The following is a 21,784-nucleotide window of genomic DNA, read 5'->3' on the forward strand; positions in this document are numbered from 1 at the left end:
CCAATTGATCCGGTGAAGGGGCCGAGTCATACGGGCGAAACAAAATCACGTCCGCGAAGTCGGCCAGTGCTTGAAGGAAAGCCGATAGATAGACCGGACGCGGATTCTGGCGTTCTTGTGAATCCGGTCAGCAAGCCCGAGGGAAATAATATTATTGCGACGCCGATCCAGCCGCATGTTGGGCTTGGTATAGTAATGTCTGAGAAAAATGAAAGTGGAGAGGTTCTCGCAAAAGTGAATAAAGGAAGAAGTCCAAATTCAGAAATCAATGCCACTATTGCTGAACTAAACGGATATCAACAAAGTATTGAAAATGGACGTCTTGGGATTATTAAGCCTGGCAAAGCCTCAGCGCGAGGTGTGGACTATGCAACATATGACCCAGAAGAGGGAATTGTCTATATTACCGACTCAAAATATAGAGCTTCTGGTGGTAGCTTTCCTCGTACTATTCCACAGAAGAAAGTGAAGTCGTGGACTGAAGAAGTTCAAAATACGGTTCAGAACTGGCCTGACAGTCCATATAAATCGAAAATATTGGAGACGATTAAGAATGGTAACGTCAGACCCGAAATATTTAAGTGGCCGAAATAGGGGAAACTCATGAATTGGAATGACATTTTAAACTTGCGTGTTTGGACGCCACTTTCGGCTATTGGCGATTATGGAGATCCTATTATTGACGGTATTTTTGAAATTGAAACTAATACTTATGTGAAAACACAGACACATAACAGAAATTTTGAGCTAGGAGATCCAAATGCACCGTTCATTACGAAAGTCTTCTGGGCAACTAACTTAGACGCTCTAAAAAGGCATTTATTTGGAGACCCAGCCTTAGGAAAGGATGCTCCTAAAAATGTACCACCTAGTAACTTACTGAATGGCACAACTGGAAAATATGTTGATATATTGAATCAAACACGACAAGAGGGGAAGGTTGCCATTGAGCGTGCTGTCTATTCAAATAGTGGTGAATTTCTCTATAAAGCAATAAGTATCGGACGAGTAAATTATTGTTTTCTAAATCCACAAGAAGATGAGCAGGAACAAGTTTTTTTAGTCGATTTAGCTCTTGTTAGATAGCAATCTTATCAGTAGTCGGATACGTATTATGGACCTTATCTTTCATCCACCGTCAAGATTTGGGAAGCTTATTGCAGGAATGCCTAGGTCTAATGCGAGAGCTGTCATGAATCTCGAATTTAGAGAATTTAAGAAAACTGAAGATTCAATCAATACGACTGATGCATTCAGATCAGTGGGAGTTCATATTTACCACGACGCGAACGATCAAGTGGATGGTGTTGAAGTATTTAGGCACAGTCAAGTTTTTTTGAGTGGGGTGCAACTTGTTCGCAGAGTTTTATCTGAAGTTGTCAGTGAGTTGAGCACCATTGGATTAATACCAAAGCTTGAGGACTGGGGATATAGTTTTCTTGATGATACGCTTAGGATTGGATCAGAAGATTTTGGAATTGATCCAGATCCAGTGGTTAGTTCCATATACGTTGCTCTGAAAACACCGAAAGACTTCTAAGCCGTTATTGAAAGAGCTTGAGGAAGCTGGAATTCTTTTTAAAGTGGGAAAATAAATATAAATGCTAGTTATCGAAAACAGTGATAAGTTTGAATATTGGCTCGCGGATAAGGGTGTTTTTCTTTGAATGTGTCGATAGTAGGTCAACACGCCCTAGATACTGAAAAAATATTCGCTCTTAAATTGGTACCGCGGCAGATCAGCGTGGGATAATTTACGCTATGTACTCTGGCTTGACGATACCCGATTCGTCAATGACACACCTGCTATCACCAGCAATCCACCCAGCACCATAGAAATCAACACAGGTTCGTTCAGCATGATGCTGCTGAGTGCAACGCCGAATACTGGTACCAAATTATTGAACACTGCCGTGCGTGCAGGGCCTATGGCTTTGACGCCTTCGTAGTACCAGACAAAACCGATCACCGTGCCGAAAATGCCGAGGAAAATGATTGCGCTGATGACTTGCCAAGTCAGTTTGCTGGTATCTAATAGAGGCAATTGATTGAGTGCGCCCATGCTGAGTAAGAGTAATCCCCACAGAGAAGCATAAGTAGTTGCTGCAATCGGTGTCAAACCCTTGAGCGCGTGCTTGCCGAGTATGGTGTAAGCGGTCCAGGAGCCAACTGCACCTAGCATGAATAATTCACCCACACCCATAGAGCTGGAAATGTCATGAACAACGGCGAATACATCGCCACGCGTCAGCACGATAGTTGCGCCGACGAAGGCGATAGCAATGCCTAACCATTTAAGTCCACCTAAACGCTCGCGAAATAAGGCTGCCATGCTCAATGCAGTGACGATGGGACTGAGTGAAACAAATAGCGCGCTACGACCTGCGGGCATGCGCTCTAAGGCCGCGAGAAAACAAATGTTGTACAGAAAAATACCAGTTGCACCGAGGCCAAAGGTCGCATGTTTTTGTTGTCTCGTGAGTTTAGGCAAGCCACCTTCTACACGCCATGCGAGCAACAATAAAAACACGCAGGCGACCAGAAAACGTCCAGTGGCTGCGATCATGTGTGGAATTTCAGTCGACACGATGCGACCCGCGATAAACGTACCACCCCAGAATAGAGCGACACAAACGAGCTTCAGGTAAACCGATAAAGGTGGCTTGTTCATAGTGTTGCCAGATCAGTTAGTCGAACTGCGAACAAAGCGATAGACATCATCAGCATCTAAACGGCGCTTCAATTTGCCTTCAAACCACAGGTGGTGGCAATGTGCCAACGCCTCGCCCAGTGCGAACGTCAGCTGATGTGCATCGAGCGGGCGTTTGAACATGATCGGTACGATATCGTGCGCCGACAAAGGTGTGGTGCAGGCATCCAACACTTCTTGCAAACGTTCCGCGTGATGATCTCGCAATTGTTGGATGCGTGTATGGAGGCCGGTGAAAGGCTTGCCATGCGATGGCAGCACTAAGACATCTGCTGGCAGATCCGCGTACTTGCTTAAAGAATCCAGATATTGCTTTACTGGGTTGGCTTCTGGTTCTGCAGCAAATACCGAGACATTGGTTGAAATACGCGGCAACACCATATCGCCTGAGATCAGGCAATTTAACGCTGCGCAATACAGAGATACGTGTTCGGGCGAATGTCCAAAACCGGTAATGATGCGCCACGCATGTTGGCCTATCGTGATGTCCTGTCCATCTTGCAAGCGGTGATAGGAAGTTGGTACGGTCGGTACTAAGCGTGTGTAATAAGTTTTGCGTTCTTGAATTTTTTCCTGCATGTCGGCAGTGACCATGCCATGTTTGCGGAAGTGCGGGAACATCGCTGAGCCATCGACCCCCGGCAAGCCAGCTGACATCATGCGTGCAAAGGCGTATTCACCCGTGCTCATGTAGAGCGGTGCATTCCACAAAGTGCACAGCCAATCTGCGCTGCCGACATGGTCTGGATGGCAGTGGGTGGCGATCACACGCACGATCGGCAAACCTTTGAGATGCGAGGCAAATAAAATTTCCCAAGCATCGCGCGTGGCATCGCTATTGATGCCGCAATCGACCACAGTCCAACCGTGCGCGGGACCCGCATCGGTTTGGTAGATGTCTTCGATCAACCATAAGTTGATGTGATTGAGCGCAAACGGCAAGCCCATTCTGATCCACAACACGCCGGGGGCAATTTCTATGGTTTGACCCGCCTCTGGTAGTTTGTCATTGAGAGGGTAATGCAATGCTTGTTCTTGATGATTCATGGCTATGTGTATGTGGCGCAACAGTGTATTGAACCCAGATTTTCCATTAGGCGCACCTACGGTGCTATTTGCGTGCTGACAGCGCATTTTCGGCCATTTTTGTTGCTCTTCGTTGCCAATAGCAAGCTATTGGCGCCTCATTCGCATCAAAACTGTCTCGAAAAGTGCATCTGTCATCATCGCAAATCCTAATGGAAAATCTGGGTTGATGCAGAGTTTTAGGCGCATAATGTAAATTGACGTTTACGTTAACTGCGTTTCAGGTAAGATTCTAAGTTCAAAACGCAATTGATGTTGGTCTTATCGCGATTTTTGCGAGAATTCACCGAGATTTTTTGGGTGTTTTTAAGATAACTTTCTTGTGTCGCATACAGAAAAAACTTTGAAAAAATTCTAGCAATGGCAACTTATACAATTACCGAATTGGCAAAAGAGTTCGATATTACGCCCCGTGCAATTCGCTTTTACGAAGATCAGGGCTTGATCAGTCCTAGCCGTGAAGGTCCCAGTGGACGCAATCGCGTGTACTCAGCACGTGAGCGCACACACCTGAAATTGACTTTACGTGGCAAGCGTTTGGGTTTGAGCTTGTCCGAAATCAAACACCTGGTGACGATGTATGACTCACCCAAAGACACCGAAGTTCAGCTTAAAAGTTTCTTGGACGTATTGGCGAAGCACCGTGCTTCTTTGGAGCAACAGCGTGAAGACATTGAAGTCATGCTAGACGAAATCACCGCGCACGAAGAAGAAAGCCAGCGCTTGTTGGGAATTGTTAATAAGACAAAATCGAGCTCGCAATAAGTAATTACAAATAGTTTGAATTGACGTTTACGTTAACGTCAATTAGAAGTATCATTTTTTGTGTTTGAAATTATCAATATTAATCGCTTTAACTTATCGCAATAAATAGTACTGCGGGTGTAATCTAAAACCCCTCAACGCCGAGGCACCGAGACGCTGAGTAAAACCTTAAAAGAGAGGTTTTCTCTGTTTTCGATTTTTCCGCGTCTCTGCGCCTCGGCGTTGAGAGGTTTTAAAATGCATTAAATCTGCGCTCTATTTTTTCTACAAATCGAGGACACTATGCTGCACTTACTAGGTTTAACTTTTGATCATGGCGAAGACATCGCCGCTTTGCGCGAAGCTGTTCAGCAATTTGCTGCGGCCGAAATCGCACCACTCGCTGCGGAAATGGACAGAACCGATCAATTCCCTATGCATCTTTGGAAAAAAATCGGCGACATGGGTTTGCATGGTATGACGGTCTCCGAAGAATACGGTGGCGCGAATATGGGTTACCTCGCGCACATCATCGCGATGGAAGAAATCTCCCGTGCTTCTGCTTCCGTTGGTTTGTCATACGGCGCGCATTCTAATCTATGCGTGAATCAAATTAACCGTAATGGCAATGCAGAACAAAAAGCGAAATATTTACCAAAATTGATTTCCGGCGATCACGTCGGTGCTCTCGCGATGTCTGAGCCAAATGCCGGTTCTGACGTAGTTAGTATGAAGTTACGCGCTGATTTAAAAGGCGATCGCTATGTTTTGAACGGTTCCAAAATGTGGATCACGAATGGTCCTGATGCGGATACTTTGGTGGTGTACGCGAAGACTGATCTGGAAGCTGGACCACGTGGCATGACAGCGTTCATCATCGAAAAAGGCTATAAAGGTTTCAGCATTGCGCAGAAACTCGACAAGCTAGGTATGCGCGGTTCCCACACCGGTGAATTGGTTTTCCAAGATTGCGAAGTGCCAGTAGAAAACGTATTGGGTGGCGTAGGCAAGGGTGTGAATGTATTGATGTCTGGTCTCGACTTTGAACGTACCGTCTTGTCCGGCGGCCCACTCGGCATCATGCAAGCTTGTATGGATGAAGTGGTTCCCTACATCCATGACCGTAAACAATTCGGTCAAGCCATCGGTGAATTCCAATTAATGCAAGGCAAACTCGCGGATATGTATTCCACCATGATGGCATGCAAGGCTTACGTCTATGCAGTTGGTCAAGCTTGTGACCGTGCGAAAACACCAGAGGCAGTACGTGCTTTGCGCAAAGACGCGGCTGGTGCGATTTTGTATTCAGCAGAAAAAGCGACTTGGATGGCGGGTGAAGCGATTCAGACTTTGGGTGGTAATGGTTACATCAACGAATATCCAGTTGGCCGCTTGTGGCGTGATGCGAAGTTGTATGAGATTGGTGCCGGTACGAGCGAAATTCGCCGTATGCTGATAGGTCGCGAGCTGTTCGCTGAGACACTTTGATATCGATATATCCGATTCTCCGATGCATTCCGTTGTTGCCCCGTCCTCGCAATATCGACATATTGCTGCGGGTGGCGCCTAGGACTGCATTCGGATAATCGAATATCTCGACATCAAAGCCTAAATGAATACGTGTAGTACGTTAAAAAGAATCGCCGAACCGGTGATGTCGCTAGTTTGTATTGAGAGATTTTGAAACGGTTGACGCGCATGCCCCAAATCGCCTTCCCTAAATTATTGTCTTCGCAAATTGCATTCGACATTGCAAGGACGATACTCGACGGCTTCGATAAGCACTATCGAGTATTTCGGGCGACGACGCAGGCGGCAAAGCAGCGTTTTGAACGTGGTGATTGGAAAGCGGCGCAAGATGATGCGCGTGAGCGGATTGCTTATTACGATACGCGCGTTAAGGAATGCGTACTAATTCTGGAGGATGAATACGAAAGTGAAGATCTGACCGATGAGGTGTGGCGTGAAGTGAAGCTGCATTACATGGGTTTGCTGATTGATCATCTGCGTCCCGAGTTGGCAGAGACATTTTTTAACACCGTCTGCACCAAGCTCTTGCATCGTACTTATTTTCACAATGACTTTATTTTTGTGCGTCCGGCGACAGCCACAGATTACATAGAACGTGAAGATACGCCAGCGACTTATCGCGTGTATTACCCCTCCGCTGATGGCCTGAGTTTTAGTCTGAAGCGCATAGTCACGAACTTTCAATTGCAAACACCGTTTGCGCATCTGGATGTGGATATTGCCAAAGTCGAAGCGCGTTTATTGGAACAGTTTGGCGATACGCGCTTTGAGCCGAATCACCAATTACAGGTGTTGGCGAATTTGTTCTTCCGCAATAAGACCGCTTACATCATCGGCAAGAGCATCAACGGCAATCAAGAAATGCCGTTCGTGATTCCTATCATTCATAATAAAAATCGTGAATTAATTTTGGATACTGTGCTGTTTGATAACATGCACATCACGGTCTTGTTCTCATTTACGCGTGCCTACTTTATGGTTGATATGGATGTGCCTTCGGCTTACGTCCAATTTATCCGCAGCATCTTACCGCGCAAGCCGCGTAGTGAAATCTACACCATGCTGGGTTTGCAAAAGCATGGCAAGAATTTGTTCTACCGTGACTTCTTACACCATCTAAAGTATTCGTCAGACATGATAGAAGCGGCACCCGGTATTCGTGGCCTGGTGATGCTGGTGTTTGCACTGCCGTCTTTCCCGTATGTGTTTAAGTTAATCAAAGACAGCTTCCCTCCACCGAAGGAAACCAGCAAAGCTTTAATCAAAGAAAAATATTTGCTGGTGAAAAACCATGATCGCGTAGGTCGCCTCGCAGATACTTTGGAATATTCTGACGTGGCGTTTCCACGCGCTCGTTTTTCCGAAGATTTACTCGCAGAAATTCGTCGTTATGCGCCGTCGATACTTGAGGTGAATGAAGACGAAGTCATCATTAAACATCTGTACATAGAACGTCGCATGACGCCTCTCAATATTTGGCTGACTGAGGCGGAGCAAAGAGGTGATGACGCCGCGCTGGAACACGCGATAGTTGAATACGGCAATGCGATCAAAGAGCTGGTTGGTGCAAATATTTTCCCCGGCGATATGCTGTATAAAAACTTCGGCGTAACGCGTCATAAACGTGTCGTTTTCTATGACTACGATGAGATAGAAACCATTGTTGATTGTAATTTCAGAACGATACCTTTACCACGCAATGAAGAAGATGAAATGTCGGCAGAACCTTGGTATCCAATAGGGAAGTACGATGTATTTCCTGAACAGTTTGGTACCTTCTTATTGGGCAATGCCAAGGTCAAAGAATATTTTATGAAACACCACGCCGACTTGCTGACAGCGCAATATTGGCAAGAGCGTAAAGAAAGAATTGTGAGAGGGAAAGTGGATGATGTTTTTCCTTATCCGCAGAATATAAGATTTATGAACATGTAAATTCGTTAAAACCCCTCAACGCCGAGGCGCCGAGACGCTGAGTAAAACCTTAGAAGAGAGGTTTTCTCTGTTTTCGATTTTCTCTGCGCCTCTGCGTCTCAGCGTTGAGGGGTTTAAAAAGTATTTTCGATAAACAACAAGTAACTGGAGAAAACCATGAATGATCCTATCGCAATCGTCGGCGCAGCTCGTACTCCTATGGGTGCGTTTCAAAGTGATTTCGCTTCTTTAACTGCGAGTCAACTCGGTGCAGTTGCCATCAAAGCGGCAGTTGAACGTGCCGGTGTGAAACCAGAACTCGTCGAAGAAGTGCTATTTGGTAACTGCTTGATGGCAGGTCAAGGACAAGCGCCAGCGCGCCAAGCTTTGTTGGCAGCAGGTTTGCCGTTTTCTACTGGTGCCGTCACTTTGTCTAAGATGTGTGGTTCCGCGATGAAGGCGACCATGATGGCTTACGATTCACTCTTGGCTGGTAGTAACGAGGTCTTGGTGACTGGCGGTATGGAGTCAATGACGAATGCCCCTTACATCATCCCGAAAGCTCGTGGCGGTTATCGTATTGGTCACGGCACGATCATGGATCATATGATGCTTGATGGTTTGGAAGATGCTTATGACAAAGGTCGTTCTATGGGCACTTTCGCAGAAGACTGTTCCGCTAAGTATGGTTTCACACGCGAAGCGCAAGATGCATTCGCCATCGCCTCAGTCACCCGCGCACAAAACGCAGCCAGCAGCGGCGCATTTTCTTGGGAAATCGCTCCGGTAACGGTTTCAGGTCGTAGTGGCGATGTCGTGATCGACAAGGACGAAGGTCCATTGAAAGCCAAGCTCGACAAGATTCCAAACTTGAAACCAGCCTTCAAAAAAGACGGCACGATTACAGCAGCATCATCTTCTTCGATTAACGACGGCGCAGCAGCATTAGTCTTGATGCGCGAATCAAAAGCCAAAGAATTAGGCTTGACCCCGATTGCAAAAATCCTCGGCCATGCAACCCATGCGCAAGAACCAGGTTGGTTCACCACTGCGCCAGTTGGCTCTATCGAAAAACTCTACAAAAAAATCGGTTGGACGACAGCGGACGTGGATTTGTTTGAAGTCAATGAAGCCTTCGCAGCAGTACCGATGGCAGCTATGCACGACCTCGGCATTTCGCACGATAAGATGAACGTACACGGTGGTGCATGTGCATTGGGTCATCCAATCGGCGCATCCGGTGCACGTATCATCGTGACCTTGATCGGTGCCTTGAAAGCACGTGGCGGTAAGCGTGGCGTGGCTTCTCTGTGTATCGGCGGTGGTGAAGCGACTGCGATGGCGATTGAGTTGGTGTAATTGCCCTTAGTTTTTTAGGGCGAAGTTATGCAAGACGGTATATGTCGGCTTCCCCTCCCCTTCAAGGGGAGGGCTAGGGTGGGGATGGGTGTTCGTTGATAAAGCTGCAAAGTTAATCGACCGAAACCCATCCCCATCCCAACCTTCCCCTTGAAGGGGAAGGAGTGAACAGGGCGTCACGACCTGCAGAAAATGAATAAAGAACAGCGTGTAATTTGCGCTTTTGGTAGAAGTAGATAACGGAGCAAAAGCAATGCCCACAGCCTTAATCATCGGAGCCTCGCGTGGTATTGGCCTCGAATTTGCGCGACAGTACAAAGCGGCAGGCTGGCGTGTAATCGCCACCGCACGCAAATCCGACGACCTCGCACAATTGACTGCTAATGGTTGTGAAGCCCTGCCTTTGGACGTGAATAGCTTGAACGATTGCGCGGGTTTGGCATGGCGTCTTGATGATGAAAAAATCGATGTCGCGATTTTAAACGCCGGTGTGTTTGGCACCAGAACTAGCGGTTTGCAGGCGCCAGAGCAAGGTGAATTTGATCAGGTGATGCACACCAATGTGCTAGCGGCGATGCGCTTGTTACCTTTGGTATTGCCTATGGTCGAAAATGCAAGTGGCAAGTTAGCGGTGTTGTCGTCCGGTATGGGTTCGATAAGCCTGCGTGAGAACGCCGTAGCATGGCTGTATCGCGCCAGCAAAGCGGCATTGAATTCCGTATTGAAAGATGTGTCGCTCAGTACGCAAAAGGCGACATGCATTGCCTTTCATCCGGGATGGGTGCAAACCGATATGGGCGGCGCAGGTGCAGAGATTAGCGTCGACGTCAGCGTGGCTGGAATGCGCGAAGTAATTGCGGAAAGTAGTCGTGCGCAGAATGGGCAATTTTTGAATTATGACGGAGAGTGCTTGGATTGGTGAGCGAAAACCCCTCAACGCCGAGACGCAGAGGCGCTGAGGAACACCTTAAAGAAGAGGTTTCTCTGTTTTCGATTTTCTCTGCGCCTCCGCGTCTCGGCGTTGAGGGGTTTAAAAAAATTTTTAGAAACGAGTAAGACATGCAACTAACATCAGAACACGAAATGATCCGCGACGCTGTGCGCAGCTTTGTGCAAGAGCGCATCACGCCAAATGCTGCACGTTGGGACAAAGAACATCACTTCCCCGCTGAAGAACTTAAAGAGTTAGCCGCGATGGGCGCGTATGGTGTGGCGGTGCCAGAAGAGCTCGGCGGCGCAGGTATGGATTATTTGTCGCTGGCTTTGGTGTTGGAAGAGATCGCTGCAGGTGACGGTGGCACCTCAACTGTGGTGTCAGTGAATAACTGCCCGGTATGCAGCATCGGTATGATGTATGCCAATGCAGAACAAAAAGAACAATGGCTGCGCCCATTAGCGCAAGGCGAGATGCTAGGTGCGTTTTGCTTAACTGAACCGCATGCAGGCAGTGATGCTTCTGATTTGCGTACGACTGCCAAGCGTGACGGCGATGAATACGTCTTGAACGGCGTGAAGCAATTCATCACCAGCGGCAAGCATGCTGACGTGGCGATCGTGATGGCAGTGACCGATAAAGCCGCAGGTAAAAAAGGCATCAGCGCATTTTGGGTTGATACCAAAACGCCGGGTTATATCGTCGCCAGCCTCGAACATAAAATGGGGCAACACTCATCCGATACCGCACAAATCCTGTTTGAAAATTGCCGCATCCCCGCTGCGAATTTGATAGGTGAAGAAGGTCAAGGCTACAAAATTGCTTTGTCTGGCTTAGAAGGTGGTCGTATCGGTATTGCTTCCCAATCCGTTGGTATGGCACGCGCCGCATTTGAAGCAGCATTAGCTTATGCGAAAGACCGCCGTACATTCGGTAAAGCGATTTTTGAACATCAGGCAGTGCAATTTCGCTTAGCGGATATGGCCACCCAAATCGAAGCTGCACGCCAATTGATCTGGCATGCAGCGAGCATGAAAGATGCTGGCAAACCATGTCTGAAAGAAGCGGCGATGGCAAAATTGTTTGCTTCTGAAATGGCGGAGAAAGTTTGCTCAGACGCGATACAAATTCACGGCGGTTATGGTTATGTCAGCGATTTCCCGGTTGAGCGTATTTATCGCGATGTGCGTGTGTGTCAGATTTATGAAGGTAGTTCGGATATTCAGAAAATTTTGATTGGCCGTGGCTTGTTGGATTAGTTTTGTCGTAAAACCTCTCGACGCCGAGACGCAGAGGCGCGGAGTAAAACCTTAAAACAGAGGTTTTCTCTCATCTCGATGTTCTCAGCGTCTCGGCGTTGAGGGGTTCTAAATCAATCGTATTTTTACTTGAGAACGAATATGAGCAATCGCATCGAATACTGGTTTGACTACGTTTCACCGTACGCCTATTTGACCACGCAAGTGATAGAAGAACTCGCGGCAAAATATGGACGCGAGATTGAGTGGAAACCTATGCTGTTAGGTGTCGTATTCAAGTCGACTAATTCCAGTCCATTAACGATGCGGCCACCTGTGATGGCGAATTATCACAAACATGATATGGAACGCTCAGCGCGTTACGCAGACTTGCCATTTGTGTTGCCGGAACCGTTTCCCATCAATACACAAAATACAGCAAGAGTCTGTTTGTGGATGAAAGAAGTCGCTCCCGAACGCGTCGGCGAATTCACGCGCGGTGTGACCAAAGCCTATTTTTCAGAGCCTTCAGGTTTGAATGATATCGCATGGTTATCCAATTATGTAATGCAGATGGGACTCGATGGCACTGCCGCAGCGGCGGCTTGCAATGATGAGCGTTACAAAGATCAACTACGTTCGGCCTGCGAAGAAGCAGTTAGCAAAGGTGTGTTTGGTGCGCCTTGGGTGATTGTGGATGGCGAGCCATTTTGGGGTAATGATCGCTTACCGCAATTAGAAAAGTGGTTAGCGAACGGCGGGTTTTGATTGAAAAATAAAACCCCTCAACGCCGAGGCGCTGAGTCGCAGAGAAATCTAAAACAGAGAAACCTCTCTTTTAAGGTTTTCCTCCGCGTCTCAGCGTCTCGGCGTTGAGGGGTGTTTAGAAATTGTGATAGATCCGCAGAGCTTGAAATTACTGAGATACAGAATGAAAAAAGGCTACAAACAATTAGTCGATGAAGCGACAGCGCAGATCAAAACTTATAGTGTGGCTGAGGCGCAAGCGAAATTGGGTGATCCGAATGTGCAATTTGTTGACGTGCGTGATATTCGTGAACTCGAACGTGAAGGTATCATTCCCGGCGCATTTCACGCACCACGCGGCATGATCGAATTTTGGGTTGATCCTGATTCGCCTTATTTCAAACCGGTGTTTGGCGAAGCTAAAGAATTTATTTTGTTTTGTGCAGCGGGTTGGCGTAGTGCGTTGACGACTAAGACTGTGCAGGATATGGGTTTGGAAAATGTGGCGCATATTGATGGTGGCTTTGGTGCTTGGAAAGCGGCGGGTGCGCTTACGGCGGTGAAAGAAAGTAAGAAGGTATAAGAATAATGGATGAAAAACTTCAGGAATTGCTGGGATTAGTTGATAGTGAAGAGTCGTTTGTGCGTTTCATTGAAGGCTTGTCTCAAGATTGGTACGACGCCGAAAGAAAAGAAGCTGAATCGCCGAGTTCGCCATATGGGCGTGGTCATAATGGATGGGAAAATGGAACGATCGGTGGATTTTTAGACTCCGCATCGGCTTGGGCTCAATCATCTAAGAATGACGCAGAGCTTTACAAGAAATCAGAAAATCCATGGCGTCGAGCTGCAGAGATCATTTATATGGGAAAAATTTACGAGTGAATCGAGTCAGCGTAGTCTGATTTGGTTTTAACTCCTTCCCCTTCAAGGGGAAGGTTGGGATGGGGATGGGTTTCAATCAATTTGCTAAGTACACTACTTGCTCAGCCAAAACCCATCCCCACCCTAGCCCTCCCCTTGAAGGGGAGGGAATGTACAGGTGCTGCACAGTTAGTGAAATAGGTAAAGTGTGAGTAAAACAATCTGCCCTTGTGGCTCAAACAAAGAATTTGCCAACTGCTGCGAGCGCTACATCAGCGGTAGAGATGCAGCGCCAACAGCAGAAGCCTTGATGCGTTCGCGTTACACTGCTTACACGCTCGATGACGAAGCCTATTTGCGTGCAACTTGGGATGAGCGCACTTGCCCCAAAGAACGCATCGTCGATGGTGGTGCGACGAAGTGGTTAGGTTTGGAAGTGAAGAAACACGAAGCACAAGAAAAAGAAGCGACAGTCGAATTCGTCGCACGTTACAAAATTGGTGGTAAAGCACATCGCCTACATGAGAAAAGTCGTTTCGTGCAGTTTGATGGAAAATGGTTTTATGTTGATGGAATTTATGAATAAAAACCTCTCAACACGGAGGCACAGAGACACAGAGAAAAAACGGAGAAGAGCGATTTCTTTTAAAGATATTTGATTTTCTCTTGTCTTTCTCAGTGTCTCCGTGTCTCTGTGTTGAGAGGTTTAAAAAATTGAGCAATTGCGTAGTAAGTAATCTGGAAAAATTATGACAACCCTAGAATCCAAATTAAACCCTCGCTCTGAGGACTTCAAAGCCAACACTGCAGCGATGCAATTAGTGGTTGACGACCTCAAACAAAAAGTCACTAAGATCGCTTTGGGTGGCGGCGAAGAAGCGCGCCAAAAGCATTTAGGTCGCGGCAAACTCTTGCCACGTGATCGCGTGCAAAACTTGCTCGATCCCGGCACACCCTTCCTTGAATTCTCGCAGCTCGCGGCCTTCAATATGTACAAAGAGAAGAACGATCTCGATGCAGCACCGAGCGCAGGCGTGATTACCGGTATCGGTCGCGTCGCTGGGCAAGAGTGTGTGATTGTCTGTAATGATGCGACGGTGAAGGGCGGTACCTATTATCCAATGACGGTGAAAAAGCACTTGCGTGCGCAAGAAATCGCCGAACAAAATAATCTGCCATGTATCTACCTGGTCGATAGCGGTGGTGCGAATTTGCCGAATCAAGATGATGTGTTCCCCGATCGTGATCACTTCGGACGTATTTTCTATAATCAAGCGAATATGTCGGCCAAAGGTATCCCGCAAATCGCTGTGGTAATGGGCTCCTGTACTGCTGGTGGTGCGTATGTGCCAGCGATGAGTGATGAGTCGATTATCGTCAAAAACCAAGGCACAATTTTTCTCGGTGGTCCTCCGTTGGTGAAAGCCGCAACAGGTGAGGTCGTGAGTGCCGAAGACCTTGGTGGTGGCGATGTACATACGCGTTTATCTGGCGTGGTCGATCATTTAGCGCAGAACGATACGCATGCCTTAGCGATGGCGCGTCAAATCGTGTCGAATCTAAATCGTCAAAAACCGCAAACCGTGGTGATGAAGGCGGTGGAAGAGCCGAAGTATCCAGCCAGTGAATTGTATGGCGTGATTCCGGTCGATACGCGTAAGCCATTTGATGTGCGTGAAGTGATTGCACGCGTGGTCGACGGCAGCCATTTTGACGAATTCAAAGCGCGTTATGGCACGACTTTGGTGTGCGGTTTTGCGCATATTCACGGTATGCCAGTCGGCATCATTGCCAATAACGGTATTTTGTTTTCCGAATCTGCATTGAAGGGCACGCATTTTATTGAGCTGTGCAGCCAGCGCAAAATTCCTCTCGTATTTTTGCAAAACATCACCGGCTTCATGGTGGGACGTAAATACGAAAACGAAGGTATTGCACGCAATGGCGCCAAGATGGTGACGGCGGTTGCAACTGCGAATGTGCCGAAGTTCACGGTGATTATCGGTGGCAGTTTCGGTGCTGGTAACTACGGCATGTGTGGTCGTGCTTATTCCCCACGCTTCATGTGGATGTGGCCGAATGCACGTATTTCTGTCATGGGCGGCGAACAAGCCGCAAGCGTATTAGCAACCGTGCGCCGCGATGGTATTGAAGGTAAAGGCGGTAGTTGGAGTGCGGAAGAAGAAGCTGCGTTCAAGCAACCGATCAAGGATCAATACGAACATCAAGGCCATCCTTACTATGCGTCTGCACGCTTGTGGGACGATGGTGTGATTGATCCTGCTGATACGCGTATGGTGTTGGGATTGGGATTATCGGCTGCGTTAAATGCACCGATACCAGATGCTAAATTTGGGATATTCCGCATGTAACGGTCGTCGCGCTAAATCCAATTCTCGGGCGCATTGCGGCGTCGCAAATCCTCGCAATATCGACATATTGCTCCGGTTTGCTTCTTGCACTGCATCCCGATAATTGAATTTTTCGCAGTGACCTTACCTCCAGAGAAGTTGTAGAAAATCGTAAGAAGGAAGTCTCATGTACCAAACCCTAACACTAAGCCGCGAGAACAAAGTCGCAACTGTGACTTTAAATCGCCCTGACGTGCGCAATGCGTTTAACGAAACGACGATTGCGGAGATCACGCAGGTGTTTAATGAATTGAGTAAGGATAGCAGTATCCGTGCAATTGTACTGGCAGCCAACGGCCCAGCATTTTGCGCGGGCGCTGATCTCAATTGGATGAAGAAAATGGCGGACTATACGCATGCCGAAAACCTTGCAGACGCAGGGCAATTGGCGGCGATGTTAGCGGCGATTTATACCTGCGCTAAACCTGTGGTGGCGCAAGTTCAAGGTGATTGCTATGCCGGCGGTATGGGCTTGGTCGCAGCTTGTGACGTGATTGTTTCGGTAGACACGGCGCAGTTTTGTTTGAGCGAAGTCAAGCTTGGTTTGATTCCGGCCACGATTTCACCGTATGTGATCAAGGCCATGGGCGAAAATGCCGCACGTCGTTATTTCTTAACTGCCGAACGCTTCGATGCCGTGCAAGCTTTGCGTATCGGATTTGTGCATGAGGTCGTGACCGCCGAGGTTTTGAGCGCGAAGGTTGCGGAGATTGTTAAGGCTTTAGTGACAAATAGCCCGAATGCAGTAGCGCAAGCCAAAGTATTGGTGCGCGATGTAGGTGGTCGTGAAATTACCCCTGAGTTGATTGCGAGTACCGTCGAAGGTATCGCTGTGATTCGTGCTTCAGAGGAGGGGCGTGAGGGCGTGCGTTCTTTCCTTGAGAAGCGTAAGCCGAGCTGGTTGGGGTGATCAAGTATAATGGCGGGTTTTGGTAAGATTGCAATTTTTGGGATTTTTACTCCCTTCTCCCGCAAGCGGGAGAAGAGCAGGGGATGAGGGGCGTTTAGAATACTGCTCTCGTAAATAGAGACTGTTTTTGAAGAATTAGCAGTTCAAATAAGCATTGCAGCTATCTCAAATACCCTCACCCTAACCCTCTCCCGCTTGCGGGAGAGGGGATTAAGAGCAAAATCGTAGGGCGGGTGCAACCCGCGCCGCCTAACGGTCGAACAACCGCGCGGGTTGCACCCGCCCTACAAAAAATGCGAAAAGTGGATCTCGTATCAGGTTCAATTTTTTATCAAGAATATTATGTGTATGAGCCAATAAAATGAAGTTGTATGAATTCGAAATTGGTACGCAACCCGTTCAATGCGGATGCTGTGATTATTATTCACTAGCAGAGCGAGGAAAATGCTTGGTGTGCCCTGTTTGCTTTTGGGAAGATGATTTCGACTGTGTTACTGATGAGGAAATTTATCTAGATAATCAGTCAGATATCAACCGAGATTTAACTCTTAGAGAAGCAAGAAATAATTTCAAAAAATACGGTGCATGGCTCAATGAATTTCGCGGAGTAGTTATAAGCAAAGAAGAACGAGATTCTTTGAAGTATGAGTCTAGAAACATATAACAAGTCAAATAACTACGCGCCTTCGGCGCCGGCCGCAGCAAAGCTGCGCCGGTAATTGAGGCGTTGAACTAAATTTTAGAATCGAATTGAACGCAGTGAATACATCAGGTAGTACATCCGATTGGGTAAATCGTAGTCTGCAAAGCGTGTGGCATCCGTGCACGCAAATGCAGCATCACGAGACTATGCCTTTGATTCCGGTGAGTCATGGCCGTGGTGCCTGGTTGGTGGATATGGATGGTAAACGCTATTTAGATGGCATCAGTTCATGGTGGGTTAACTTATTTGGTCACGCCAATCCGCGCATCAATGCGGCATTAAAACAGCAACTGGATCAATTGGAACATGCGATGCTGGCAGGTTTTACGCACGAGCCTGTCATTCGTTTATCAGAAAAACTTTCGACATTGACCGGCGGCGTACTCGGTCATTGTTTCTATGCTTCAGATGGTGCTTCGGCGACGGAAATTGCTTTGAAGATGAGTTTTCATTTTTGGCGTAATCAAGGTCAAACTGAAAAACAAGAATTCATTTGCCTCAAAGGTAGTTATCACGGCGAGACTATAGGTGCGTTGGCAGTAACGGATGTGGCTTTGTTCCGTGATGCCTACGGTCCAATGATACGTAATGCCCATGTAGTGATGTCACCTGATGCACGTCAGGCAGCCGAAGGTGAATCCGCTATCGATGTCGCGCGTCGTGCGGCTGCAGATATGGAACGTTGTTTGCAAGAGCGTACAGGCAAAATTGCCGCAGTGATTTTAGAACCTTTGGTGCAATGTGCGACTGGCTTCGCTATGCACGATCCAGAATATTTGCGTTTGGTGCGCGCCTTGTGTGATCAATATCAGGTGCATTTGATTGCCGATGAGATTGCGGTCGGATGTGGACGTAGTGGTACTTTCTTCGCCTGCGAAAATGCACAAATCTGGCCTGATTTCATTTGTCTGTCGAAGGGTATCAGTGGTGGTTATCTGCCCTTGTCTTTGGTGATGACGCGCGATGATATTTATCAAGGTTTTTATCATACGGATGTACGTCGTGGTTTCTTGCATTCACATTCTTATACCGGTAATCCTTTGGCTTGTCGCGCCGCATTGGCGACTTTAGAAATTTTTGAAAGCGATGACGTGCTGCTGCAAAATCGTGTGAAGGCAGCAGCCATCACGCAAGCTTTGCAACCGCTGGCGCAACACGCTCAAGTTAAACACTTCCGCCAACAGGGCATGATGTGGGCTTTTGATGCGGTGTTTGATAATGAAAAAGATGAATCTGCGGCTAAGACTTTTTCACGCCGCTTCTTCACTCAAGCTTTGCAAGAAGAATTATTGTTGCGGCCTATCGGTAACACCGTGTATTTGATGCCGCCGTATATTTTGAATCAAGAAGAGATTAGTTTAGTCGGTGAACGCATGCTGAAAGTCTTCAATCAGGTGATGGGAGAAACAGTGTGATTTTGCTCGATCAAATTCAAAACGAATTAGCAGTATTAGATAGCAAGAGTTTGCGTCGTCGCCGTCGTCATGCCGAGAGCCCCAGTGCACCGCGTGTCAAAGTCGATGGACAAGCCATGCTGGCGTTTTGCAGTAATGATTATCTCGGCCTGGCTGCACATCCTAAGATCATTGCGGCCTTGCAAGAAGGTGCGGATTTGTATGGCGTTGGTAGCGGTGCTTCGCATTTAATTAGTGGCCATAGTCGCGCTCATGCCATCCTGGAAGATAGGCTCGCTGAGTTCGTATCGCCGCATTTAGTCGATGCTCGCGCCTTGTATTTTTGCACTGGTTATATGGCGAACCTTGCGGTGTTGGCAGGCTTGGCTGCAGTGTCGGGTAAAGAAACAGAATTGTTTTCGGAATCGCTGAACCATGCTTCACTGATTGATGGTGCAAAACTCTCACGAGCGAAATTGCAGGTGTATCCGCATGGTGATGTGGCGAGTCTGCGAGCAATGTTGCAAGCATCGACAGCCGCCACAAAAATTGTCGTCAGCGATAGCGTATTTAGTATGGATGGCAATCTCGCGCCTGTACCTGAATTGCTCGCTTTGTGTGAAGAATTTAATGCATGGTTGGTCATCGACGATGCGCATGGTTTTGGCGCCTTGGGTGCATATGGTCGCGGCGTGTTAGAACATTTTGATTTGCATTCGCCTAACATCGTCTATATGGGAACCCTAGGCAAGTCCGCTGGCGTTGGCGGGGCCTTCGTTGCGGCGCATAAAGATGTGATTGAGTGGTTAGTGAATAAGGCGCGCCCTTACATTTATACCACCGCAGCACCACCAGCTTTAGCGCATGCTTTGTTGACGAGTTTGGACATCATTCAAGGTGAAGAAGGGCAAGCACGCCGCGCCCATCTGCAAATCTTGATTGCACAGTTGCGACGTGATTTAAAATTGAAGCGATGGACCTTGATGCCATCGGATACTGCTGTACAGCCTATCGTCATTGGCGATAACGCAGAAAGTTTACTAGCGGCTGCGAGCTTGTATGAACAAGGTTTTTGGGTGCCAGCGATACGTCCGCCGACGGTGCCTGTGGGAACTGCACGATTGCGAATTACTTTGTCGGCTGCGCATACAAGTGAAGATCTGGCTATGTTGATTGATGCTGTGAATGGTTTGGAAGTTTGATGTTGAATCTGAAAAAAATTGCAATGCAGAGGTGCAGAGTGAGGTTATTGACCCCTTCCCCTTCAAGGGGAAGGTTGGGATGGGGATGGGTTTTAGTCGATTATGTATGAGTATGACTATCCTACCGAACTGAAACCCATCCCCACCCTAGCCCTCCCCTTGAAGGGGAGGGAACGTAAAGATTGAATAGCACAGGTTGAAATCCGATGCAGTTTTAAGAAATTAGAAATCAGATGAACGAAAGAACAAACGACTATTTTATCACCGGCACTGATACCGAAATCGGCAAGACCTTCATCACGTCAGCATTGTTGCGTGCCTTAGGTGAAGCAGGTAAAAGCACTCTGGGCTTAAAACCAATCGCGTCTGGTGCAGATGAAATCAACGGTGTTTTGCATAATGAAGACGTAGATAGTTTGGTCGCTGCATCGACGGTAAAAGCACCACAAGAAATCGTCGTGCCTTATTTGATGCGAACGCCAGCGGCACCACATATCGTCGCAGCGATGGAAAATGTGAAGATGAACGTGCAGCACATTGCTAGTTGCTATCAACAGGCACAACATTTAGCAGATGTGGTCTTAGTCGAAGGTGTAGGTGGATTTTGCGTGCCCTTAGACGATGAAACGAGTACGGTAGATTTAGCGCAGGCATTGTCTTTGCCGGTGATTTTAGTAGTCGGCATGCGTTTGGGTTGCATTAATCATGCACTCTTGACGGCACAGGCTATCGCCGCGAGTGGATTGCGGTTGGCGGGATGGGTAGCGAATACCGTCGATACAGAAATGAAATTTTTTGAAGAGAATGTGCAGGCACTCAAGCAACGTTTAGACGCACCTTGTCTGGGTGTGATGCCACGTTTGGCAGCGGTTGATATCGTGCAAGCGAGCCAGTATTTAGATTTGAATTTATTGAAGTAAAGGGAATGAACATGGAACACATAGAACACGTGGCCGATAAAGATAGAGGTCAAGTTCAAGGCATACAATTTCACGCACCAGTGAAAGCCATAGAGGCAGAAACCTGGCCGATCGATGATGTAATGGCATTGTTCGATTTGCCTTTCAATGATTTGCTGTTCAAAGCGCAGGTTTTGCACCGCGAAAATTTCCCGAATGCGGATGTGGAATTAGCGACTTTGTTGTCGATTAAAACCGGTGGCTGCGAAGAAGACTGTGGCTATTGCCCACAAGCGGCACGCTACGATACTGGTGTTGAAGCTAAGAAATTGATGGATGTGCGCGAAGTCTTAAATGCCGCCAAAGCCGCACGTGAAAGTGGTGCTACGCGTTTCTGCATGGGTGCTGCATGGCGCTCGCCGAAAGATCGTGACATGGAAAAAGTCGAAACCATGGTGCGTGAAGTCAAAGCCATGGGTTTAGAAACTTGCGCGACTTTGGGTATGCTCAAAGAAGAACAAGCACAGCGTTTGAAAGACGCCGGGCTCGATTACTACAACCACAATCTCGATACTGCGCCAGAGTTCTACGACAACGTGATTTCCACGCGTGATTATCAAGACCGTCTCGATACGCTAGGTCACGTGCGTACCGCAGGGCTCAAAGTCTGCTGTGGGGGCATCGTCGGCATGGGCGAGACCCGCCGTCAACGCGCTGGCTTAATCGCGCAATTAGCGAACCTCAATCCTTATCCAGAATCGGTACCCGTCAATCATTTGGTACAAGTTGAAGGCACGCCTTTACATGGTCTAGATCCATTAGATCCTTTGGAATTCGTACGTACGATCGCCGTGGCCCGCATCACCATGCCGAAAGCACGCGTACGTCTATCCGCAGGCCGTCGTCAAATGGGTGAAGCAGTGCAAGCGATGTGTTTCTTGGCTGGCGCGAACTCGATTTTCTATGGCGATAAATTATTGACGACAGATAATCCAGAAGCAGAAGACGACAAAGTCTTGTTAGAAAAATTGGGTTTGAAAACGCGTGGTGTGGTGGAGAAGAAGGCCGGTGGTTGTAGTTGATTTTTTGGATCAAAACCCCTCAACACCGAGACGCGGAGACGCCGAGCAAAACCTTAG

22 protein-coding genes are annotated in these 21,784 nt (G+C 47.7%); 20 read left to right on the forward strand and 2 right to left on the reverse strand.

Annotation, left to right across the window (positions count from 1 at the left end):
• From H8K55_RS08545 to H8K55_RS08555, 3 genes are all read left to right on the forward strand, one after another.
• Window positions 1-594: hypothetical protein (locus tag H8K55_RS08545; protein ID WP_222612412.1), on the forward strand; the 594-nt coding region annotated here is incomplete at its 5' end.
• Window positions 595-603: 9 nt separating this feature from the next.
• Window positions 604-1,086, forward strand: a complete 483-nt coding sequence (locus H8K55_RS08550; RefSeq protein ID WP_186941675.1) for a hypothetical protein — start codon at window positions 604-606, stop codon at window positions 1,084-1,086.
• A 106-nt stretch (window positions 1,087-1,192) separates the two neighbouring features.
• Window positions 1,193-1,540, forward strand: coding sequence for a hypothetical protein (locus H8K55_RS08555; RefSeq protein ID WP_186941676.1), 348 nt, complete (start codon window positions 1,193-1,195; stop codon window positions 1,538-1,540).
• Window positions 1,541-1,759: 219 nt separating this feature from the next.
• Here H8K55_RS08555 and H8K55_RS08560 read toward each other — a convergent pair whose 3' ends face one another.
• Window positions 1,760-2,671, reverse strand: coding sequence for a DMT family transporter (locus H8K55_RS08560; RefSeq protein WP_186941677.1), 912 nt, complete (start codon window positions 2,669-2,671; stop codon window positions 1,760-1,762).
• Between the two features lie 12 nt (window positions 2,672-2,683).
• Entirely contained in the window at window positions 2,684-3,757 is a 1,074-nt protein-coding gene (locus H8K55_RS08565; RefSeq protein WP_186941678.1) for an MBL fold metallo-hydrolase, read from the reverse strand.
• Window positions 3,758-4,156: 399 nt separating this feature from the next.
• Here H8K55_RS08565 and H8K55_RS08570 point away from each other — a divergent pair, with 399 nt between their 5' ends.
• The 17 genes from H8K55_RS08570 (at window position 4,157) to bioB (ending at window position 21,727) form a co-directional block, all read left to right on the forward strand.
• Window positions 4,157-4,561 carry a MerR family transcriptional regulator gene (locus tag H8K55_RS08570; protein WP_186941679.1) on the forward strand — a complete coding sequence of 135 codons (405 nt, stop codon included), beginning with the start codon at window positions 4,157-4,159 and terminating at the stop codon, window positions 4,559-4,561.
• Between the two features lie 282 nt (window positions 4,562-4,843).
• Window positions 4,844-6,028, forward strand: a complete 1,185-nt coding sequence (locus tag H8K55_RS08575; protein WP_186941680.1) for an isovaleryl-CoA dehydrogenase — start codon at window positions 4,844-4,846, stop codon at window positions 6,026-6,028.
• Window positions 6,029-6,238: 210 nt separating this feature from the next.
• Complete coding sequence (gene aceK / locus H8K55_RS08580) at window positions 6,239-8,005, forward strand: bifunctional isocitrate dehydrogenase kinase/phosphatase (RefSeq protein WP_186941681.1); 1,767 nt, start codon at window positions 6,239-6,241, stop codon at window positions 8,003-8,005.
• Window positions 8,006-8,161: 156 nt separating this feature from the next.
• Window positions 8,162-9,343, forward strand: a complete 1,182-nt coding sequence (locus tag H8K55_RS08585; protein ID WP_186941682.1) for an acetyl-CoA C-acetyltransferase — start codon at window positions 8,162-8,164, stop codon at window positions 9,341-9,343.
• 253 nt (window positions 9,344-9,596) lie between these two features.
• Entirely contained in the window at window positions 9,597-10,265 is a 669-nt protein-coding gene (locus tag H8K55_RS08590; RefSeq protein ID WP_186941683.1) for an SDR family oxidoreductase, read from the forward strand.
• Between the two features lie 137 nt (window positions 10,266-10,402).
• The gene (locus tag H8K55_RS08595; protein WP_186941684.1) at window positions 10,403-11,536 is read left to right on the forward strand and encodes an acyl-CoA dehydrogenase family protein; all 1,134 of its coding nucleotides are present in this window, start codon (window positions 10,403-10,405) and stop codon (window positions 11,534-11,536) included.
• Between the two features lie 141 nt (window positions 11,537-11,677).
• Entirely contained in the window at window positions 11,678-12,283 is a 606-nt protein-coding gene (locus H8K55_RS08600; protein WP_186941685.1) for a 2-hydroxychromene-2-carboxylate isomerase, read from the forward strand.
• A gap of 163 nt (window positions 12,284-12,446) precedes the next feature.
• Complete coding sequence (locus tag H8K55_RS08605; protein ID WP_186941686.1) at window positions 12,447-12,845, forward strand: rhodanese-like domain-containing protein; 399 nt, start codon at window positions 12,447-12,449, stop codon at window positions 12,843-12,845.
• A gap of 5 nt (window positions 12,846-12,850) precedes the next feature.
• Window positions 12,851-13,147: a DUF7660 family protein gene (locus H8K55_RS08610; protein ID WP_186941687.1), complete on the forward strand. Its 297-nt coding sequence runs from the start codon at window positions 12,851-12,853 to the stop codon at window positions 13,145-13,147.
• 187 nt (window positions 13,148-13,334) lie between these two features.
• Entirely contained in the window at window positions 13,335-13,712 is a 378-nt protein-coding gene (locus H8K55_RS08615) for a YchJ family protein (protein WP_186941688.1), read from the forward strand.
• Window positions 13,713-13,875: 163 nt separating this feature from the next.
• Window positions 13,876-15,498, forward strand: a complete 1,623-nt coding sequence (locus H8K55_RS08620) for a carboxyl transferase domain-containing protein (RefSeq protein WP_186941689.1) — start codon at window positions 13,876-13,878, stop codon at window positions 15,496-15,498.
• Window positions 15,499-15,664: 166 nt separating this feature from the next.
• Window positions 15,665-16,447, forward strand: coding sequence for an enoyl-CoA hydratase/isomerase family protein (locus H8K55_RS08625; RefSeq protein WP_186941690.1), 783 nt, complete (start codon window positions 15,665-15,667; stop codon window positions 16,445-16,447).
• A 361-nt stretch (window positions 16,448-16,808) separates the two neighbouring features.
• A complete protein-coding gene (locus tag H8K55_RS08630; protein ID WP_186941691.1) occupies window positions 16,809-17,111 on the forward strand; it encodes a CPCC family cysteine-rich protein in 303 nt (100 codons plus the stop codon).
• A gap of 86 nt (window positions 17,112-17,197) precedes the next feature.
• The gene (bioA, locus tag H8K55_RS08635) at window positions 17,198-18,565 is read left to right on the forward strand and encodes an adenosylmethionine--8-amino-7-oxononanoate transaminase (RefSeq protein ID WP_222612413.1); all 1,368 of its coding nucleotides are present in this window, start codon (window positions 17,198-17,200) and stop codon (window positions 18,563-18,565) included.
• Window positions 18,562-19,746, forward strand: coding sequence for an 8-amino-7-oxononanoate synthase (gene bioF, locus H8K55_RS08640; protein ID WP_186941692.1), 1,185 nt, complete (start codon window positions 18,562-18,564; stop codon window positions 19,744-19,746). Before bioA ends, bioF begins: the two co-directional genes overlap by 4 nt.
• A gap of 233 nt (window positions 19,747-19,979) precedes the next feature.
• Window positions 19,980-20,666, forward strand: a complete 687-nt coding sequence (gene bioD, locus H8K55_RS08645) for a dethiobiotin synthase (protein WP_186941693.1) — start codon at window positions 19,980-19,982, stop codon at window positions 20,664-20,666.
• 11 nt (window positions 20,667-20,677) lie between these two features.
• Window positions 20,678-21,727: a biotin synthase BioB gene (gene bioB / locus H8K55_RS08650; RefSeq protein WP_186941694.1), complete on the forward strand. Its 1,050-nt coding sequence runs from the start codon at window positions 20,678-20,680 to the stop codon at window positions 21,725-21,727.
• Window positions 21,728-21,784 lie beyond the last annotated feature (57 nt).

The sequence above is a fragment of the Affinundibacterium flavidum genome (assembly GCF_014284175.1).
Lineage (GTDB): Bacteria > Pseudomonadota > Gammaproteobacteria > Burkholderiales > Burkholderiaceae_D > Undibacterium > Undibacterium flavidum.

Excerpts from the sequence above, each read along its gene's own strand:
- H8K55_RS08625 (WP_186941690.1), top strand. The coding sequence starts at position 15,665 with ATGTACCAAACCCTAACACTAAGCCGCGAGAACAAAGTCGCAACTGTG.
- H8K55_RS08620 (WP_186941689.1), top strand. The coding sequence starts at position 13,876 with ATGACAACCCTAGAATCCAAATTAAACCCTCGCTCTGAGGACTTCAAA.
- H8K55_RS08565 (WP_186941678.1), bottom strand. The coding sequence starts at position 3,757 with ATGAATCATCAAGAACAAGCATTGCATTACCCTCTCAATGACAAACTA.
- H8K55_RS08550 (WP_186941675.1), top strand. The coding sequence starts at position 604 with ATGAATTGGAATGACATTTTAAACTTGCGTGTTTGGACGCCACTTTCG.
- H8K55_RS08600 (WP_186941685.1), top strand. The coding sequence starts at position 11,678 with ATGAGCAATCGCATCGAATACTGGTTTGACTACGTTTCACCGTACGCC.
- H8K55_RS08595 (WP_186941684.1), top strand. The coding sequence starts at position 10,403 with ATGCAACTAACATCAGAACACGAAATGATCCGCGACGCTGTGCGCAGC.
- aceK (WP_186941681.1), top strand. The coding sequence starts at position 6,239 with ATGCCCCAAATCGCCTTCCCTAAATTATTGTCTTCGCAAATTGCATTC.
- H8K55_RS08630 (WP_186941691.1), top strand. The coding sequence starts at position 16,809 with ATGAAGTTGTATGAATTCGAAATTGGTACGCAACCCGTTCAATGCGGA.
- H8K55_RS08575 (WP_186941680.1), top strand. The coding sequence starts at position 4,844 with ATGCTGCACTTACTAGGTTTAACTTTTGATCATGGCGAAGACATCGCC.
- H8K55_RS08590 (WP_186941683.1), top strand. The coding sequence starts at position 9,597 with ATGCCCACAGCCTTAATCATCGGAGCCTCGCGTGGTATTGGCCTCGAA.
- bioD (WP_186941693.1), top strand. The coding sequence starts at position 19,980 with ATGAACGAAAGAACAAACGACTATTTTATCACCGGCACTGATACCGAA.
- H8K55_RS08610 (WP_186941687.1), top strand. The coding sequence starts at position 12,851 with ATGGATGAAAAACTTCAGGAATTGCTGGGATTAGTTGATAGTGAAGAG.
- H8K55_RS08560 (WP_186941677.1), bottom strand. The coding sequence starts at position 2,671 with ATGAACAAGCCACCTTTATCGGTTTACCTGAAGCTCGTTTGTGTCGCT.
- H8K55_RS08555 (WP_186941676.1), top strand. The coding sequence starts at position 1,193 with ATGAATCTCGAATTTAGAGAATTTAAGAAAACTGAAGATTCAATCAAT.
- H8K55_RS08570 (WP_186941679.1), top strand. The coding sequence starts at position 4,157 with ATGGCAACTTATACAATTACCGAATTGGCAAAAGAGTTCGATATTACG.
- bioB (WP_186941694.1), top strand. The coding sequence starts at position 20,678 with ATGGAACACATAGAACACGTGGCCGATAAAGATAGAGGTCAAGTTCAA.
- H8K55_RS08605 (WP_186941686.1), top strand. The coding sequence starts at position 12,447 with ATGAAAAAAGGCTACAAACAATTAGTCGATGAAGCGACAGCGCAGATC.
- H8K55_RS08585 (WP_186941682.1), top strand. The coding sequence starts at position 8,162 with ATGAATGATCCTATCGCAATCGTCGGCGCAGCTCGTACTCCTATGGGT.